Annotated in this window: 16 protein-coding genes; 7 read left to right on the top strand and 9 right to left on the bottom strand. The window is 37.3% G+C overall.

Features of this window, described 5'->3' with window-relative positions; genetic code table 11:
• Positions 1 to 130 precede the first annotated feature (130 nt).
• Positions 131 to 1,879, top strand: coding sequence for a methyl-accepting chemotaxis protein (locus GWI59_RS03985; RefSeq protein ID WP_161724026.1), 1,749 nt, complete (start codon positions 131 to 133; stop codon positions 1,877 to 1,879).
• 92 nt (positions 1,880 to 1,971) lie between these two features.
• Here GWI59_RS03985 and GWI59_RS03980 read toward each other — a convergent pair whose 3' ends face one another.
• The 3 genes from GWI59_RS03980 to GWI59_RS03970 all read right to left on the bottom strand — a co-directional run bounded on the left by GWI59_RS03980 (position 1,972) and on the right by GWI59_RS03970 (position 5,845).
• Positions 1,972 to 3,516 (bottom strand): methyl-accepting chemotaxis protein, encoded by a 1,545-nt coding sequence (locus tag GWI59_RS03980; protein ID WP_072064785.1) that lies wholly within the window; start codon positions 3,514 to 3,516, stop codon positions 1,972 to 1,974.
• A 149-nt stretch (positions 3,517 to 3,665) separates the two neighbouring features.
• Complete coding sequence (locus GWI59_RS03975; protein ID WP_109848043.1) at positions 3,666 to 4,526, bottom strand: SIS domain-containing protein; 861 nt, start codon at positions 4,524 to 4,526, stop codon at positions 3,666 to 3,668.
• Positions 4,527 to 5,239: 713 nt separating this feature from the next.
• Positions 5,240 to 5,845: a LysE family translocator gene (locus GWI59_RS03970; protein WP_161724024.1), complete on the bottom strand. Its 606-nt coding sequence runs from the start codon at positions 5,843 to 5,845 to the stop codon at positions 5,240 to 5,242.
• 99 nt (positions 5,846 to 5,944) lie between these two features.
• On the opposite strand from GWI59_RS03970, the gene GWI59_RS03965 reads away from it, so the two are divergent.
• From GWI59_RS03965 to GWI59_RS03955, 3 genes are all read left to right on the top strand, one after another.
• A complete protein-coding gene (locus GWI59_RS03965) occupies positions 5,945 to 6,925 on the top strand; it encodes a hydrolase (protein WP_161724021.1) in 981 nt (326 codons plus the stop codon).
• A complete protein-coding gene (locus tag GWI59_RS03960; RefSeq protein ID WP_006534665.1) occupies positions 6,922 to 7,143 on the top strand; it encodes a YheU family protein in 222 nt (73 codons plus the stop codon). The genes GWI59_RS03965 and GWI59_RS03960 overlap by 4 nt, the downstream gene beginning before the upstream one ends.
• A gap of 65 nt (positions 7,144 to 7,208) precedes the next feature.
• Positions 7,209 to 8,078: a phosphoribulokinase gene (locus GWI59_RS03955; RefSeq protein ID WP_006534664.1), complete on the top strand. Its 870-nt coding sequence runs from the start codon at positions 7,209 to 7,211 to the stop codon at positions 8,076 to 8,078.
• 89 nt (positions 8,079 to 8,167) lie between these two features.
• On the opposite strand, the gene GWI59_RS03950 is transcribed toward GWI59_RS03955, so the two are convergent.
• Positions 8,168 to 8,575, bottom strand: a complete 408-nt coding sequence (locus GWI59_RS03950; RefSeq protein WP_072064790.1) for an OsmC family protein — start codon at positions 8,573 to 8,575, stop codon at positions 8,168 to 8,170.
• A 313-nt stretch (positions 8,576 to 8,888) separates the two neighbouring features.
• Here GWI59_RS03950 and crp point away from each other — a divergent pair, with 313 nt between their 5' ends.
• Positions 8,889 to 9,521, top strand: coding sequence for a cAMP-activated global transcriptional regulator CRP (crp, locus tag GWI59_RS03945; protein WP_004246872.1), 633 nt, complete (start codon positions 8,889 to 8,891; stop codon positions 9,519 to 9,521).
• A gap of 95 nt (positions 9,522 to 9,616) precedes the next feature.
• Here the strand turns inward: crp and argD are convergent, their stop codons facing one another.
• The 3 genes from argD to ppiA form a co-directional block, all read right to left on the bottom strand.
• Positions 9,617 to 10,831, bottom strand: a complete 1,215-nt coding sequence (argD, locus tag GWI59_RS03940) for a bifunctional acetylornithine/succinyldiaminopimelate transaminase (protein WP_161724019.1) — start codon at positions 10,829 to 10,831, stop codon at positions 9,617 to 9,619.
• A 117-nt stretch (positions 10,832 to 10,948) separates the two neighbouring features.
• A complete protein-coding gene (locus GWI59_RS03935) occupies positions 10,949 to 11,524 on the bottom strand; it encodes an aminodeoxychorismate synthase component II (protein WP_006534660.1) in 576 nt (191 codons plus the stop codon).
• A gap of 373 nt (positions 11,525 to 11,897) precedes the next feature.
• Positions 11,898 to 12,467: a peptidylprolyl isomerase A gene (gene ppiA, locus GWI59_RS03930; RefSeq protein WP_072064793.1), complete on the bottom strand. Its 570-nt coding sequence runs from the start codon at positions 12,465 to 12,467 to the stop codon at positions 11,898 to 11,900.
• A 270-nt stretch (positions 12,468 to 12,737) separates the two neighbouring features.
• On the opposite strand from ppiA, the gene yihA reads away from it, so the two are divergent.
• On the top strand, positions 12,738 to 13,370 hold the full coding sequence (yihA, locus tag GWI59_RS03925) for a ribosome biogenesis GTP-binding protein YihA/YsxC (protein ID WP_072064795.1): 633 nt from the start codon (positions 12,738 to 12,740) through the stop codon (positions 13,368 to 13,370).
• Between the two features lie 147 nt (positions 13,371 to 13,517).
• On the opposite strand, the gene GWI59_RS17655 is transcribed toward yihA, so the two are convergent.
• Positions 13,518 to 13,565: a hypothetical protein gene (locus GWI59_RS17655; RefSeq protein WP_438361642.1), complete on the bottom strand. Its 48-nt coding sequence runs from the start codon at positions 13,563 to 13,565 to the stop codon at positions 13,518 to 13,520.
• Positions 13,566 to 13,851: 286 nt separating this feature from the next.
• Here GWI59_RS17655 and def point away from each other — a divergent pair, with 286 nt between their 5' ends.
• Entirely contained in the window at positions 13,852 to 14,370 is a 519-nt protein-coding gene (def, locus tag GWI59_RS03920) for a peptide deformylase (protein WP_006534655.1), read from the top strand.
• A gap of 108 nt (positions 14,371 to 14,478) precedes the next feature.
• Here the strand turns inward: def and polA are convergent, their stop codons facing one another.
• Positions 14,479 to 17,277 carry a DNA polymerase I gene (gene polA / locus GWI59_RS03915; protein WP_072065052.1) on the bottom strand — a complete coding sequence of 933 codons (2,799 nt, stop codon included), beginning with the start codon at positions 17,275 to 17,277 and terminating at the stop codon, positions 14,479 to 14,481.
• Positions 17,278 to 17,720: the final 443 nt, after the last annotated feature.

Here is a 17,720-nt window from a genome sequence, read left to right as displayed (position 1 = left end):
ATAAGTTGTCTTTACTATCAAACTGAGTAGAAAAGGTAAAGTTTTTAAATATCAAGCCGAATAAGTTTAATTGATAAATAGTTATCGCTCCTTGCTGTGTGTCCTATAAACCAATTAAATAGGTAAGGCTATGCTGAAACGAATAAAAATATCTAATGGCTTAATGTTTATCTTAATACTGTTTTGCGCTATTCAACTTTTTTCAGGTGCAATGAGTATCCGTGATGCGAGTTTAACAAATAAACGGCTCTCACAATTAGCGAATGGTTTTGAACAGATACAAACGATGGATTATGGTTATGCCGAGTTAAATAAATTACGTGAAGATATGCTAAATGTTATGTTTGAAGCTCATCTCACACCCGATATAGCAGAAAATAAAACCTCTGATTTCCTTTCCTCTTATCCACAAAGAAAACAAGAAGTTATAAGTATTATTACCGAATATTTTACGGCTACCGAAAAAGCAAATTTTGCTCCCGAAAAAATAGAGAGTATGAAAAAACTCTTTAATCGTGTGCTTTACGACCTTGATCAACTTGCATCATGTCTAGAGATCCGCGATTACTACGGCTTTCAATCTATTTATGCACATAATACCAATGAACGCTTTACTCAATCCCTTTATGAAGCAACAGATTATCTCAGTGATAACGTTGTTACTCACGCAATAAAAGCCGCTCAAGGTAATTATGAACGTACCTTGGTCTTAGCTTTTGTCTTTATGTTTATTTTTATTCTTTTCACTATTCTTGTTGTAGTTTGGATACGCCGAAATATTGTTTTACGTATCAATCAAATTGTCGGTTATATGTCGGAAATTTCACAAGGAAATTTATTAGAAAATAAAGATATCACCGCAAAAGGGAATAATGAAATCGACCAATTAATTACAGGTATTCAATATATGCGTACCGAACTGTCATTAATTGTGAATGCGATCCGAGGGACAAGTCATCATATTTATACAGGCGTTCAAGAATTATCAGCAGGAAATACTGACCTCTCTTGTCGTACTGAAGAGCAAGCGAGTGCCTTAGAGGAAACTGCATCAAGTATGGAACAACTCACAGCAACAGTGAGAAACAATACAGAAAGTGCTCGTGAAGTTTCACACCTTATCAGCCAGACCTCCAATATTGCCAGCAAAGGGGGCGATGTCACCAATAGAATGGTGAAAACGATGACTGATATAGCCGATAGCTCACAAAAAATTGGTGAAATCACTGCCGTTATCAATAGCATTGCGTTCCAAACCAATATTCTCTCCTTAAACGCAGCCGTTGAAGCAGCTAGAGCGGGCGAACAAGGGCGTGGTTTTTCTGTGGTGGCGACGGAAGTCAGGGAGTTAGCACAGCGTAGTGCTGAAGCAGCGAAAGAAATTAAAGAATTGATTGATGCCTCTATTAGCCGTGTTCGTCATGGTAATGATCTCGTTGAACAAGTTAGCATTTCTATGGGTGAAATACTGACATCTGTAAAACATGTTGAAGACTCAATGACTGAAATTTTATCTGCGTCAGAAGAACAAACTCGAGGTATCACTCAAGTCTCTCTTGCAGTCACTGAAATGGATAAAGCAACACAGCAAAATGCAACGATGGTTGAACAATCTTCCGCTGTTGCCAGTTTATTGACTGAAGAAGCAGGTAATCTTGAACAAATCGTTGAACAGTTTAAAACAGCGGAAAGTGAACTGTTCAATAACAAAAAGGCACAACACAAAGCAATAGAAAAACAGTTCTCATCTGAAAAATCACTACAGACAAAACATGAGGAGAGAAAAAACACAGTCAAAGATGAAGCGAAAGAGAGGAAATCGGCGAAAGGAACAGCGACTGTAAATGATGATGAAGATGATGATTGGACAAGTTTTTAATCCATTAATTTGATCATGACAAAAACATGATTTAGATAAACACAAAGACACCTATTTTAGTGGGTGTCTTTTATTTTTTAACTCATGACAAATTAATGAAATACATTGATTGCACTAACTAAGTAGTTAGTTTGTACTTTCATTTCACCTGAAATCATTGAGGCTTTGGAAACATAATTCGCATTTTCATGCGTAATCGATTCTAATTTTTCAACCGCACGACCAAGCTCTTTTAACCCCGCACTCTGCTCTGATGAGGCTAGGCTAATTTCACCAATTAAATCAGTCACATTTTTAACATGCACCACAATATCTTCCATAGTTCCGACAGTTTCATTAACTTGCTTTGAACCGACTTTGATATTGCTACTTGAGGCACTGATCAAGGCTTTGATCTCTTTAGCCGCTTCTGCACTACGCTGAGCCAGCTCCCTGACTTCGGTCGCAACGACGGAGAAACCTCGACCTTGTTCGCCGGCTCTGGCCGCTTCTACGGATGCATTAAGTGCAAGGATATTAGTTTGGAAGGCGATACTATCAATAACACCAATGATATTACTAATGCGATCAGAGCTTTTCGCAATATCATTCATTGTATTAACGATACTATCCATTGCACTACCTCCTTTTATCGCAGCTTCACAAGTGATATTAGAAAGACTGTTTGCCTGCCCTGCCGTTTCACTATTACTACTTACCGCTGTTGTTAACTCATTCATTGTTGAGGCAGTTGCTTCAACATTACTAGCGGTTTGCTCCGTTCTCACATACAGATCGCGATTACCTGCGGCTAATTGATCACAAGAGATATCGACTTGATGAATTTGATGACTCACATCACTGACTAACCAACGGAACATACGCCCTAATTGATTAACTGAACGCTGTGTCATACCCACTTCATCAATGCGGTTTATATATGTCACGTTATGTTCATCGCCAGTTGCAACACGATTTGCTTGTTCATTAAGTAGTCTAATTGGCTTAACAAGCTGAAAATAGAGAATACGCTCATTTGCCATCAGTAATACCAGCAAAATCATAATATGCATAAAAAGAGCATAACCCGATAAACCAGCAAACCATGCACTTAACAACATGAAAGGTAGAGGTAATAGGATAAAAAGACGGAGTCGTTTTTTTAATGAAATGGTTTGATTCCATGAGCGCCAACGTTGCCATCCTTTATACACAAAAGCGCCTTTTAAAAACATATGTGAAGGATACTTACCTTGATTAAATGCAGCGTAAAGTGCTGAAGCCTGTGCGATTTCCTCTTTTTTTACTGAAGTCCTTACCGACATAAAACTTTGAATTTTACCCTGACGTATAATTGGGGTGATATTCGCTCTTACCCAATAATAATCCCCATTTTTACGTCGATTTTTCACGATCCCTGTCCAAACTTCTCCTTGCTTTAACGTTTGCCACATATCCTTAAAGACTGCTGAAGGTATATCTGGATGTCGGACAATATTATGGGGTTGCCCCACAAGCTCTTCCATTGAAAATCCACTGACTTCAATAAAGTCCTCATTGGCATAAATAATATTGCCATCAAGATCTGTCGTCGACATCAGTGTTGCGTTTTCAGATACCGGGTATTCTCGCTGTGTCACCGGTTGATTGTTACGCATTAGTTACTCTCCTCGATATTGAAATTAAAACATCTCAACAAAAAAAGACTGCCTAAATAACTATCGTTTCGGCCGTTAAGAGAATAACTTTAGTAATAAGTGTAAATACTTATCTTTAAATATTAATTTTTTGAATCAGTTCAAATTTTTTAATTATCCAGACTATTAATTAATGCCTGTGAACTTAGTACTAATGTCTTCGCACATTCATCACGTTTCTTTAATAATGCCATAAAAATAAGGTCAGTGATCGTGTTTTGTGCTGTACGTGAAGAGATTGAAGCGCTTCGCCACTCTCCCTCATCCGCAATTGTTTCTAATATATAGTCAGAAATTTGGCCCAATGGTGAATGTTTTTCTCCTGTAATAGCAATGATTTTGGCCCCCTGTTTTTTAGCCACAGAGGCTGCAACTAACATGTCTTTCCTTTTACCACTATAAGAAATTACAATCTGTAAATCCTTTGGACTTAACATTTGAGCAACAGATATTTGTACATGATGATCTGTTTCAATCAGCGTTGTTATTCCTATTTTTTGCAATTTATAACTTAGATCTCTCGCAACTAACCCTGAGCCACCAATACCGATAATTTGAACACGTTGTGCTTCATCAATAAGCTGAACGACTTTTTCAAAATGAAGGTAATTAATTTGGCGAGTCGTATCACAAATTGAATTACTTTTCTCTTGAGCGAGTTTCTGTGCAATAACAACTAAGCTATCATCAGCGTCTATTTGGTTATGTAATATATTAGGGTTGGTTCCTGAGTTCGCATTTTTCCTGCCAAGATCTTCACTGATTGCAAGTTTCAAAGAAGGAAAACCTTTAAATCCTATTTTTTGGCTAAATTTAACAATTGCCGATTGACTCACTCCCATAATTTGAGCAAGTTGTTGTGATGAAAGAGTCACTGTTTTTTCCGGATTGTCTAAAATATAGTCCGCTATTTTGCGCTGATTTGTAGCCATACCTGGCTTTATCCAGGCAATTTTTGTTAATGTTGGCATAATGACAATATCCACTTCGAGTTCTATATAATTATATCTGGAATAGTTCTTAGTACAGCGTTTACTACCTAAAAAATGAAATTTTTAGAATAAAATCAATTAAAAATAGAAAATAAACAATCATAAAGTATAGGGGAAATTACCTTATTATTAGAATACTTATTTTTATAATAGTTTTATAATTATCTTTTCAATCCAATCTATGTTTATCGAACCCAGCTTTTATAATACTTAATTTACTTTCCTCTTTGTTTTAAATAATAATTTATTCTTTTAGGTCAATAGGACGATATAGGCTTATTCTATTTACATTTAATTATTTATTATTTTCAAATAATTTCATTAAGTTAACAACAATTCAAAAACGTAAACGTAATATAAAATATTTTAAAAGAAAACCACCAAAAAAGAATAAATAATTCTCTATAAAATAGTTATTTTTTCATTTTAATGATGTAAAGAATGAAAAATAAAAAATCAAGTCGTTAAATAATAACGATCTGTATAGCGACTAAAAATGAGTCATCTGTTTATATAAAGTAGTATTTTAACATGAATAATTGTGTCAGTGGGCGATCGTAGATCGCTCTTTTTATAGAGAAATACTCTTTTTTTAACACATATCAAAAGATATCATTTCAACCAATCTTAAAAAAACATCATTTACATCAAAAAAGGTTTATTAGTTATTGATTTTAAATTATTTTATTAACTTATTCTATCCAGATCAACGGTACACAGAGCGCCGTTAATAATCCCATTGAGATATTGAAAATAAACCAAGCGCGTCGGCTTTGTAAAAATAGGCTAATTAATGTTCCGCCTAATATCCAAACAATACCCGCAACGAAATTAACAATGACCATAACAATACTAATAGTAATAACCGAGCTAAAATAAGCATCGCCCGATAAACTGAAGCTTCCTACTGCACCTAATCCCATCATCCACGCTTTTGGATTTAGAAATTGCAATAATCCACCCTGAAACCAACTTACTGCCTGCAAGGTTTTTGCTGGAATATCTAAACGCTGATAAGATGATGCTGCGGTTTTCCAAGCAAGCCAAAGCAAATACGCACTCCCAACTATCTTCAATCCGACATGCAGAGCAGGATAAATTATCAATAAAGTGGCAACACCAAATGCAGAGCTCAATAAAACGCATTGCATACCTAGCATAATGCCGGCCATTAGTTTTAACGAGCCTTTGAAGCCTACATTTGCCCCTGATGAGGTAAGCAGTAAGTTGTTTGGTCCAGGTGTTATCGCGGCAATAAACAGGAAAATAGTTAAGGAAGAAATAAGGCTAATTGTCATGATAAAGACTCAAAAATGTGACAGGCGTTTTATTTTCACCGAAAATAGCAGTATGTTATTTAGCAAACAAGTGTTAATTCATTTTGATAGACGGAAAATATGTCTCAATACTTTAATCCAATGCGTTGGGCTAAAAATCCACATTTACAGACACTCTTACCAAGAATTATACGTAGGACGCCACAACTGACGCCACATTGGCAACGACTCAATCTTCCAGATAACGATTTTGTTGATTTAGCGTGGAGTGAAGATCCGACAACAGCACTCAATAAACCGCGCTTAGTCATCTTTCATGGCTTAGAAGGTGGATTTAATAGTCCTTATGCTCACGGCATGTTAACTGCAGCAAAAGAGAGAGGCTGGCTAGGCGTTGTGATGCACTTTAGAGGATGTAGTGGTGAACCCAATAGACAAAACCATATTTATCACTCAGGTGAAACGGAAGATGCTCGCTACTTCTTAAATTGGTTGAAAAAGGAATTTGGTGAACAACCAACAGCCGCGGTTGGCTATTCTCTTGGTGGAAATATGCTTGCCTATTATCTTGCAGAAAGTGGCGAAAATGCCGTTGTAGATGCAGCCGTTATTGTCTCTGCACCATTAATGCTAGAACCTTGCTCAACAAAAATTGAACATGGCTTTTCTCGTTTTTATCAATGGTATCTGTTAAAAGAACTCAAAAATAACGCAACACGAAAACTTATTCGTTATCCAGAATCCTTACCAATCAGCTTATTAACGATAAAATCCATCAAAAAACTACGCCAGTTTGACGATCTTATTACATCTAAAATTCACGGATTTAAAGATGCGTTAGATTATTATCGCCAATGCAGTGCATTACCTTTATTAAATAAAATAAAGAAAACTACACTTATCATTCATGCTAAAGATGATCCATTTATGTCTGCGGATGTTATTCCTGATGTCAGAACACTCCCCAACAACATTGAATATCAACTTACAGAATTTGGTGGGCATGTGGGATTTGTTGGTGGAAAACTATCAAAACCTGTGATGTGGCTTGAAAGCCGAATACCTGACTGGTTATCCGCTTATTTGGAGAAAACCCAATGATAATTCCTTGGAATGAGCTTTCCGCAGAGACACTTGATAATCTTATTGAAAGTTTTGTTTTACGAGAAGGCACTGATTATGGTATCCAAGAGAAAACGCTTGAACAAAAAGTCGCCGACGTAAAAAAACAACTTAAATCGGGTGAGGCCGTGTTGGTTTGGTCTGAACTTCATGAGAGCGTTAATATTATGCCAGCATCGCAGTTTCGCTCTGGTTAGTTATTCAAAGCAAACAATGCATCGCCATCAATAAGAGCCAACCTTATTTAGCAAAAGGATAACCTATGTCAATCAAGCACCCTATCATCGCAGTGACTGGCTCAAGTGGTGCAGGAACTACCACAACAAGCCAAGCTTTTCGTAAAATATTCCAACAACTCAATGCAAATGCCGCATTAATTGATGGAGATAGTTTCCATCGCTACACCCGTCCCGAAATGGATATGGCGATAAGGAAAGCGAGAGAACAAGGTAGACATATCAGTTATTTTGGCCCTGAAGCAAATGATTTTAGCCTACTGAGCAAGACATTAAGTCAATATAGTGATACAGGACAAGGTCAATCCCGCAAATATCTACACTCTTATGATGAAGCAACACCTTACAATCAATTACCAGGAACATTTACCCCTTGGGAACCCTTAGCCAATAATACTGATGTTCTCTTTTATGAAGGATTACATGGTGGCGTTGTTACTAACGAACATAATGTAGCTCAACATGTTGATTTATTAGTCGGAGTTGTTCCTATCGTAAACCTAGAGTGGATACAAAAGCTTATTAGAGACACCACGGAAAGGGGACACTCGCAAGAAGCGGTAAGAGATTCGGTTGTACGCTCAATGGATGATTATATTAGCTATATTATTCCTCAATTCTCGCGCACTCACATTAATTTCCAACGAGTCCCAACTGTTGATACTTCAAACCCTTTTTCTGCCAAAGCAATTCCCACTCTTGATGAAAGCTTTATTGTTATTCGTTTTCGAGGCTTAACCGATATTGATTTTCCCTATTTACTTGCGATGCTGCATGGCTCATTTATGTCGACAATAAACACAATTGTTGTACCGGGAGGGAAATTAGGATTAGCGATGGAATTAATTATGGCGCCATTAGTCAAAAAATTATTAAATGGCGAAAAGATAAGTTAACCAAAATAAAAATTATCTCTATAAAAATAATATCCCATTAATTAAGGGATATTATTTTTCAAATTAAACTTTATTTTAAAATATCAAATTTAGTCAGCGTTTTTTATTTCAAATGAATGCGTAATATTGGCTGCTTTTCCTAACATTAAAGAAACAGAACAATATTTTTCTGCAGATAATTGAACAGCTCGTTCTACGATTTTATCCGTTAATTCCTTACCTGAAACAATAAAATGTAAATTGATATCAGTAAATAAACGAGGAGCTTCTTCGCGTCGTTCTGATGTTAATTTTACTTCACAATCAGTCACTTGGTGACGACCTTTTCGTAAAATGCTTACAACATCAATAGCGCTACATCCACCCGCAGCAATTAATACCATTTCCATTGGGCTTGGGGCTTTATCTCCTGAATTCCCATCCATCATAATTTGATGGCCAGATGAAGATTCGCCGACAAAAGATAAATCTTCAACCCACTTAACTCTCGCTTCCATTTATTTTCCCCCTAAAGATGACAGAAACTAAAAGAGTACATTCTCATAATTCAACTAGCAATTAGCAAATAGGTTTATTATGCTGACTGCGTAAAACGAGACTTAATGCACTAATTGTGTTAAAAACAATATCTGCTTGATGATAGTGGTTAAGATCAATGCATTATTTTCTCATTTATTATAATCTACTCCATATTAACTTACCGTGTTCTCAGGAAGTTAATAGGTCAAGATAGGATTTTTAAGCACGCTGTCTCAAAAGGGAGCCTATCCGTTTTGAAAGGCTGCATTTAACGTACAGAGGATAACGCGAATGGTTCTCGGCAAGCCGCAAACAGACCCGACTCTTGAATGGTTTTTGTCACACTGCCATATTCACAAATATCCATCCAAGAGCACGCTGATCCACCAAGGTGAGAAAGCGGAAACACTTTATTATATTGTTAAAGGTTCCGTGGCTGTTCTTATTAAAGATGAAGAAGGAAAAGAAATGATCCTCTCCTACCTAAATCAGGGGGATTTCATCGGTGAACTTGGATTATTTGAAGAAGATCAAGAACGTAGTGCATGGGTTAGAGCAAAAACAGCCTGTGAAGTAGCAGAAATTTCCTATAAAAAATTCCGCCAATTAATTCAGGTTAACCCTGATATTCTGATGCGCCTTTCTGCTCAAATGGCGAACAGATTACAAACGACATCAGAAAAAGTAGGCAACCTTGCTTTCTTAGATGTAACAGGTCGTATTGCACAAACCTTATTAAACTTAGCAAAACAACCCGATGCAATGACGCATCCTGATGGCATGCAAATTAAAATTACACGTCAGGAAATCGGTCAAATCGTTGGTTGTTCACGCGAAACTGTAGGCCGTATTCTGAAAATGTTAGAAGATCAAAATCTGATCTCTGCACACGGTAAAACTATCGTCGTTTACGGGACTCGCTAAGTTTCCCAGCCCGAACAAACAATAGCCCGATACAAAGGGCTATTGATAAAAAATCTGTATAAACCCCATTCTTGCGATGGGGTTTATAATAATGCCTACCCTTTTACAAACTCCGCAATAGCCGCTTTTAATGCCGCCATTCCTTCTTGTAGCTCTTCTTGAGTAATAATTAATGATGGTGTAAAACGCATCACATTGGCTCCTGCGTTTAACATCATTAAACCATGTTTGGCAGCAAGGCCGAGTAACTCTTTGGCTTTACCTTCATATTGTGGTGCCAATTGCGCACCAATCAGTAAACCTTGCCCACGGATTTGCGAAAAGACATTGTACGTTTGATTGATTACCGCCAGCTCATCTACAATCGATTGATAGCGCTTTTCAACCCCCTCAAGTACTTCAGGTGTATTAATCAAATCAAATGCGACATTGCCCACTGCACAAGCTAATGGATTACCACCATAAGTTGTGCCATGAGTCCCTACGCCCATTACAGAAGCTATTTCATCTGTTGTTAACATCGCACTGAGTGGAAAACCACTTCCTAGCGCTTTTGCAGTGGTAATAATATCAGGTGTCACATCATAGTTCATATAGGCGAAGAGCTTACCTGTACGGCCCATACCTGTCTGTACTTCATCAAGAACAAGCAGAGCTTGGTGCTTATCACACAATGCACGTAGCCCTCTCATAAACTCAGATGTTGCAGCTGTTACGCCACCTTCACCTTGAACTGGCTCTAAAACAATGGCGCAAGTGTGATCATCTATTACTGCTTTAACAGCATCTAAATCATTAAAAGGAACATGTACGATATCGGCAGGTTTTGGGCCAAATCCATCGGCATATTTAGGTTGTCCACCAACAGATACTGTAAACAACGTTCTACCATGAAATGCATGGTGAAAAGCAATAATTTTAGTTTTATAAGGACTATGGCGAGTGATGGCATAATGGCGAGCCAATTTAAATGCTGCTTCATTCGCTTCTGCGCCTGAATTGGCAAAAAAGACACGTTCTGCAAATGTGTTATCTATTAATTTTTGAGCTAAACATAATGCAGGTTCATTAGTAAAAATATTACTAACATGCCAAAGTTTTTCACTTTGTTCTTTCAAGGCTTGGTTTAGAGCCGGATGAGCATGCCCCAATGCTAAAACAGCAATACCACCAGCAAAATCAATATACGATTTTCCTTGCTGATCCCAAACACGACTCCCCACCCCTTTTACAGGAATAAATTCTGCGGGTGAATAAATTGGCAACATTACTTGATCGTAAGTTGCCCTGTTAATGCTTTGCGTTGTCATTACCCCACCTGATCGTTATTCATGTTCAATATGAAAATATAATCACTAAATATGAATAAAAAATCAAATGTGGTTTTGTATAAAAAGACGTTATTTCGCTATTTAAATGCTATCCATTTAATATTTAAGGAAATTATTTAACAGCTCATGTCCTTGTTCACTTAAAATACTTTCAGGGTGAAATTGAACTCCTTCAATTGGCAGAGTACGATGACGAATTCCCATAATTTCATCAACATTTCCATCATGCTGGCTCCATGCCGTCACTTCAAAAGGTACAGGCAATGTTGTCGCATCAATCACTAAAGAGTGGTAACGCGTCACACTTAAAGGTCGATTAAGTCCTTTAAAAACACCTTGTTGATTATGATGTATTAATGAATTTTTACCATGCATCACTTCTCGCGCTCTGACAACCGACGCACCAAAAGCTTGCCCTATTGCTTGATGTCCAAGACAAACGCCAAGAATAGGAATTTCACCGGCAAACCGCTGTATAGCCTCAAGAGAGATCCCAGCTTCATCAGGAGTACAAGGTCCTGGCGAGATCACTAGATGTGCTGGCATCATCTTTTCTATCTCTTTAAGTCCGATCTCATCGTTACGCTTAACAACAACCTCAGCACCCAATTCACAGAAATACTGATAGAGGTTGTAAGTAAACGAGTCGTAATTATCAATAAGTAACAGCATATTAGCCTATCCGACTGATTTTCTTATCATTATCTATTTTATTACTATTTTAAAGCGAGTGTAGATTTGCCAAAATAGCTCGTTGTTTAACCGACTTGGGTACAACAAAGCCGATTATCATAGCACAGGTATAAAATATGAATAGTAAGCAAGAAAACCTGCTGGTTTATTGCGCAATAACAAGAATGACGGTAATTGATGATGAATAGAGTGATTAATAGTGTAATGAATACTTATTGCAGGAGATCACACGAAAAAAAGAAGGATAAAAATATTTTTTTCGTACTAAAAACCCCGGAATGAAAACATTCATTCCGGTTTATATGCTTTCTATCTTATTAGAATAAGTAAATATCCTATCCTAATAATGCGTTTATTGTTTTACAACTTCCGCAGATAAAATAGTGACCGTTTTTACTGGCACATTTTGGTAAGGTCCAATATTCCGAGTAGGCGTTTGTGAAATTTTATCAACGACATCCATTCCTTTCACAACTTTACCAAAGACAGCATAGCCAAAATCACGTTGGCCATGATCTAAAAATGCATTATCAGCCACATTAATAAAGAACTGGCTGGTTGCACTGTCTTTATCTGACGTGCGCGCCATGGCAATAGAGCCTTTTACATTACGTAATCCATTGTCGGCTTCATTTTTAATTGGTGCTCTGGTTTGTTTTTGCTGTAAATCAGCAGTAAAACCACCACCTTGAACCATAAAACCAGGAATAACACGATGAAAAGTGGTGCCGTTATAGTATCCATCTTCGACATACTGAATAAAATTTTTCGTTGTTATTGGGGCTTTTTTATTATCCAGTGATATTTCAATATTGCCTTCAGAGGTGACTAATTTAACGAAGGTTTCTCCCGTTGCCATTGCAAAAGTCGCTGTTGTTAAAGTGCAAGCGGTAACGAAGGTGACAAGAAAACGTTTTAACATGCAGGGATCCTTTACTTTAATAGTCTACAACTTACTTAATATGCAGCGATTCTAATTCGCTGAGGTAAATAGTGCCAATCATTTACCTTTATTTACGCTCAATAAGTCTAATTACGCTATAGCGGAGTAAATTTTAATTTTTAATCGCTGTTATAAGTCATTAAATTGCGCCAAAATAGAGCAAATAGATATTTTAGATATTCATTTTCATGCAAAATTGAAATGAGTATGCATGAAAAGCCGCATTATTTCAGAGAGGTTTATACCATAATGACCCAATTTAATTACCAAAAAGCACATTTCATCATCAGTGCACCTGATATCCGCCATTTACCACCAGATTCAGGAATTGAAATTGCCTTTGCGGGTCGCTCTAATGCCGGTAAATCCAGTGCTTTAAATGCGTTAACCCAACAAAACGGATTAGCCAGAACCAGTAAAACGCCAGGCCGTACGCAATTAATCAACCTTTTTCAAATTGAAGAAGGTTTACGCTTAGTTGATTTACCTGGCTATGGTTACGCCCAAGTTCCTGAAGAAATGAAGCGTAAATGGCAACGCTCTTTAGGTGAATACCTACAAAAAAGAGAGTGCTTAAAAGGTGTAGTTATTTTAATGGATATTCGTCATCCATTAAAAGATCTCGATATGCAAATGATTGACTGGGCTGTTGGCTCAGAGCTTCCGACTCTCGTTTTACTGACTAAAGCAGATAAACTAGCATCAGGCGCGCGTAAAAAGCAGCTCATGAGCGTACGTGAAGAGCTAGCAAATAAAGTAGGTGATATCCGCGTAGAATATTTTTCATCATTGAAAAAAATTGGCATTGATAAACTACGTAACACGCTTAATGAATGGTTTTCAGACAAAGAAGAAGCACCTGTAAACGACAATAACGTTTAATCTCTTCTTCCCACCCAAAACTGACTGATCTTTTATTGATTAGGGGAAAATCACCTTTCCCCTTTCACTTCTAGCACAAACCACTTCAGCAAATTTTAGGCAAAAAAATGCCCCAGCCGAAATAAAGTCGACTGGGGCAGCTAATATTCAGCTAAATCCGATTACGTGAAGTAAAAGGTCTGAAAGATAGAACATCTTACCTCTGTACCCTACGAGAGATAATGTACTCTATTTTATTGGTTAATAAAAGCCCTTTTGTAATTTTTTTTCACAAGCAGACACGATTCAGCTATGCATTTATGTATTCAAATCATAAATAAATGTAGTTTAATTACATAATTATGAGACTTTAATCACTCGCATGAATATGATTAAAAATAGAACAAATCACACAAAAGGTGCGGTTTCTCCTTAATGATTTTGTGATACGCTTACCGCGAGACCGTAGTAAATATGTAATTAGCGATAAAATGAGGTATCCATGGCTGTATTACCGCTCCTGCGTTTTCCCGATGAGCGTCTGCGCAGAGTCGCAGTACCAGTGGAAAAAGTAGATGACGAAATACGCACATTAATCGATGACATGATTGAAACCATGTATGCAGAACGAGGTATTGGCTTAGCAGCACCTCAGGTTAATGTATCTAAACGCATTGTTGTAATTGATGTTTCTGAAAACCGAGATCAACCGATTGCACTTATTAATCCTGAAATTATCAGCACTGAAGATGAAGTGATGGATATGATGGATGGGTGTCTATCTATTCCAGATTCTTTTGCCCCAACAGAACGTTACCGCTTCTTAAAGGTGAGAGCATTAGATAGAAATGGTGATGAAATTGAACTTGAAGCCTCTGATTTGTTTGCAGGCTGTATTCAACATGAGTTAGACCATCTTGATGGTAAACTCTTTATTGACCATTTATCTCCGTTAAAACGTCAACGTATTGAGAAAAAACAGAAGAAATTAAGCAAACTGATCGATTCACAAGTTGCTTAATAATTCACTTATCTCTTTTTCATATTTTGATAAGTTTTGACATAAAAAAGCTCGGTAATTAACCGAGCTTTTCTTTTTTCTACTTTAAACAAGAATAATATTTAAAAATTAATGTGCTTCATCCCAGTTATTACCCACACCCACTTCGACTTTTAATGGGATAGCTAATTCCATACTACTTTCCATCAATTTATGGATCATGATATTTGCGTTCTCTAGGTAAGACTCCCGCACTTCAAACACCAATTCATCGTGTACTTGCATAATCATATGCACATCAGCAGGACATTCATTGCAAATCCAATTATCCACAGCAATCATTGCTTTTTTAATGATATCCGCAGCTGTACCCTGCATTGGAGCATTAATCGCTTCACGCTCTGAAGCTTTACGACGAATTGCATTCTTTGAATTAATTTCTGGTAAATAGAGACGACGACCCTCTAACGTTTCAACATAGCCTTGTTCAGAAGCTTGTTTACGTGTGCGCTCCATATAATCCAATACGCCAGGATAACGCTCAAAATAGAGATCCATATAACGCTGAGCTTCTCTTCTCTCAACACCAATCTGCTGCGATAAGCCAAAAGCGCTCATGCCATAAATAAGACCAAAGTTAATGGCTTTCGCACTACGACGTTGTTCAGAAGTGACTTCTTCTAAAGGTATACCAAACACTTCAGATGCCGTTGCACGGTGAATATCTTTACCTTGAGCAAAGGCATCTAACAAGCCTTTATCTTGCGATAAATGCGCCATGATCCGTAATTCAATTTGTGAATAGTCGGCTGCAACAATTTTAAAACCTTCACGTGCGATAAAGGCTTGGCGAATACGGCGTCCTTCTTCGTTTCTCACTGGGATATTTTGAAGATTCGGATCGCGAGAAGATAAACGACCTGTTGCCGTCACTGCTTGATGATATGAAGTATGTACACGCTTCGTTTTACTATTAACCATCAATGGCAATTTATCCGTATAGGTAGATTTTAGTTTCGCAAGACCACGATGCTCTAAAATCAAACGGGGCAGTTCATGGCTATGCGCTAACTCTTCCAATACTTCTTCATTGGTAGATGGTGCCCCTTTTGGCGTTTTCTTAATAACAGGTAATTGCAGTTTATCAAATAAAATTTCTTGTAACTGTTTAGGTGAAGAGAGATTAAATTCTTGTCCTGCTAGCGCAAACGTCTCTTTTTCAATTTCAGCTAAACGCTGTGTGATTTCTTGAGATTGAACAGCTAACACTTGAGCATCAATTAATACCCCCTTGCGTTCCATTCTAGAAAGCACTGGGACTAATGGCATTTCAATATCGCGGTAAACATGTTTAAGAGGCTCAATGGCTTCTATTTGAGGATATAGCGCTTGATGGAGTAATAAAGTGATATCCGCATCTTCAGCAGCATATAACGTTGCTTGCTCAACCTCAATTTGGTTAAAAGTCAGTTGGCCTTTACCTTTACCCGCAATCTCTTCAAATGTTGTAGTTTTATGATTTAAGTGCTTTTCAGCCAACGTATCCATATCATGTCGATTACTGACACTATTTAATACGTAAGACTCCAACATCGTATCAAAATGGATACCGTTTAATTCGATGCCTTCATTTTCCATAATGCCACGGTCAAACTTCAAATTTTGTCCAATTTTTAGAATGTTCTTATCTTCTAAAATAGGTTTTAATGCCGCTAGCACATCATTAACAGGAAGTTGCTCTGGTGCATCTAAATACTCATGACGCAACGGAATATAAGCTGCTTTGCCTGGCTCAATCGCAAACGACATGCCAATTAAACGTGCATCAATATTATTTAAGCTGTCCGTTTCTGTATCGAATGCAAATGCGGGTGCTTTTTTGAGAAGCTCAACCCATCGTGCTAAGCTTTCATGTGTCAAGATAGCTTCATAATTCTCTTGTGTAATAACAGGGAAATTAGCTGATGCAGAGGCCTCTTTGGATTTAACAGCTTCAGAGGTATAAGGCACAGCAACTTTTTGTGTACTACGTTGTGCTAACCACCCACCATTTTGAAGATCACTTATCCAGCGTTTAAATTCATAACGCGTGAACATTTCTAGTAATTGCTCTAAATTTGGCTCACTAACCACTAAATCATCAAACGTTTTATCGAGTTCAACATCCGTTTTAATTGTTGCCAACTTATAAGAAAGTTTTGCCACTTTCTCATGCTCTGCCATTTTAGCGCCAAGTGTTTTAGCACCACGGAAACTCAACGTTGCGATATTATCAAGCTGTTGATAGATATCATCTAAACTACCAAGCCCTTGTAAAAGACCTAATGCCGTTTTTTCTCCCACTCCCGGAACACCAGGGATGTTATCGGATGAATCGCCCATTAATGCGAGAAAATCAATAATCAGTTCAGGAGGAACACCATATTTTTCTTTAACTTCATCAGGACCTAAAATAACGTTGGTCATAGTGTTAATTAGCGTGATCTTTGGCGTTACTAATTGCGCCATATCTTTATCGCCAGTACTGATTAAAACATCACGGCCATCAGCTGCCGCTTTTAGTGCCAGTGTTCCAATGACATCGTCTGCTTCCACACCTGAAATAGATAACAAGGGTAAACCCATTGCTTGTACCATTTCATGCAAAGGTGCTATTTGCTCGCGTAAATCATCCGGCATTGGAGGACGGTTAGATTTATATTCCTCATACAATTCATCACGGAATGTTTTACCTTTAGCGTCAAACACAACCGCAACATGGCTTGGTTTATACTGTATTATCAGGCTACGTAGCATGTTCAACACGCCATACATCGCACCTGTTGGCTCACCTTGGCTATTGGTTAGAGGTGGAAATGCATGATAGGCGCGGTAAAGATATGAGGAGCCATCTACAAGGATAAAGGGGTTTTCTGCTATCTGGACCATAATCTGTTCATCATTGTTCTGAGGTTCGTTGATATGACTAGAATGCCACATCACAGCCCAATAGACGAATATTACCTGTTCTTAAATGCAGAAATTCGGCTTAAATACTCAATTATTTATTATTAACCGGACTTAACAAAAAGAATAAGTATGAATGATAAGTTAATATTCATTAAGGTCATTTTGTCAGAGTAGATATCCATTAATCTAATTTCAATTAAAAACAAAGAATAAACAGTAAACTTATTGTGTAATTTAGAAAGTATTTAAGAAAGAGCCATCTACTCATCATTAATATTAACGTTCATATTAGTGTCATCTTTTTTATTAAGAATTTATTTTGTAACCAATATCAAAAAAACCTGTGGATAACTCTGTGAGTAGTTTTGTAACCCTCTCTATATTAATAAGTTAGCTTCCTTTTCAATTTATTAACATAATTA

This window comes from Proteus sp. G2673, from assembly GCF_009915125.1.
Lineage (GTDB): Bacteria > Pseudomonadota > Gammaproteobacteria > Enterobacterales > Enterobacteriaceae > Proteus > Proteus penneri.
This window is presented reverse-complemented; position numbering and strand designations above follow the sequence as displayed.

Bases quoted from the DNA above. Each gene is read 5' to 3' on its own strand.
- yihA (WP_072064795.1), top strand. From the start codon at position 12,738: ATGACCCAATTTAATTACCAAAAAGCACATTTCATCATCAGTGCACCT.
- argD (WP_161724019.1), bottom strand. From the start codon at position 10,831: ATGACAACGCAAAGCATTAACAGGGCAACTTACGATCAAGTAATGTTG.
- crp (WP_004246872.1), top strand. From the start codon at position 8,889: ATGGTTCTCGGCAAGCCGCAAACAGACCCGACTCTTGAATGGTTTTTG.
- GWI59_RS03950 (WP_072064790.1), bottom strand. From the start codon at position 8,575: ATGGAAGCGAGAGTTAAGTGGGTTGAAGATTTATCTTTTGTCGGCGAA.
- polA (WP_072065052.1), bottom strand. From the start codon at position 17,277: ATGGTCCAGATAGCAGAAAACCCCTTTATCCTTGTAGATGGCTCCTCA.
- GWI59_RS03955 (WP_006534664.1), top strand. From the start codon at position 7,209: ATGTCAATCAAGCACCCTATCATCGCAGTGACTGGCTCAAGTGGTGCA.
- GWI59_RS03985 (WP_161724026.1), top strand. From the start codon at position 131: ATGCTGAAACGAATAAAAATATCTAATGGCTTAATGTTTATCTTAATA.
- GWI59_RS03970 (WP_161724024.1), bottom strand. From the start codon at position 5,845: ATGACAATTAGCCTTATTTCTTCCTTAACTATTTTCCTGTTTATTGCC.
- GWI59_RS03935 (WP_006534660.1), bottom strand. From the start codon at position 11,524: ATGCTGTTACTTATTGATAATTACGACTCGTTTACTTACAACCTCTAT.
- def (WP_006534655.1), top strand. From the start codon at position 13,852: ATGGCTGTATTACCGCTCCTGCGTTTTCCCGATGAGCGTCTGCGCAGA.
- GWI59_RS03980 (WP_072064785.1), bottom strand. From the start codon at position 3,516: ATGCGTAACAATCAACCGGTGACACAGCGAGAATACCCGGTATCTGAA.
- GWI59_RS03975 (WP_109848043.1), bottom strand. From the start codon at position 4,526: ATGCCAACATTAACAAAAATTGCCTGGATAAAGCCAGGTATGGCTACA.
- GWI59_RS03960 (WP_006534665.1), top strand. From the start codon at position 6,922: ATGATAATTCCTTGGAATGAGCTTTCCGCAGAGACACTTGATAATCTT.
- GWI59_RS03965 (WP_161724021.1), top strand. From the start codon at position 5,945: ATGTCTCAATACTTTAATCCAATGCGTTGGGCTAAAAATCCACATTTA.
- ppiA (WP_072064793.1), bottom strand. From the start codon at position 12,467: ATGTTAAAACGTTTTCTTGTCACCTTCGTTACCGCTTGCACTTTAACA.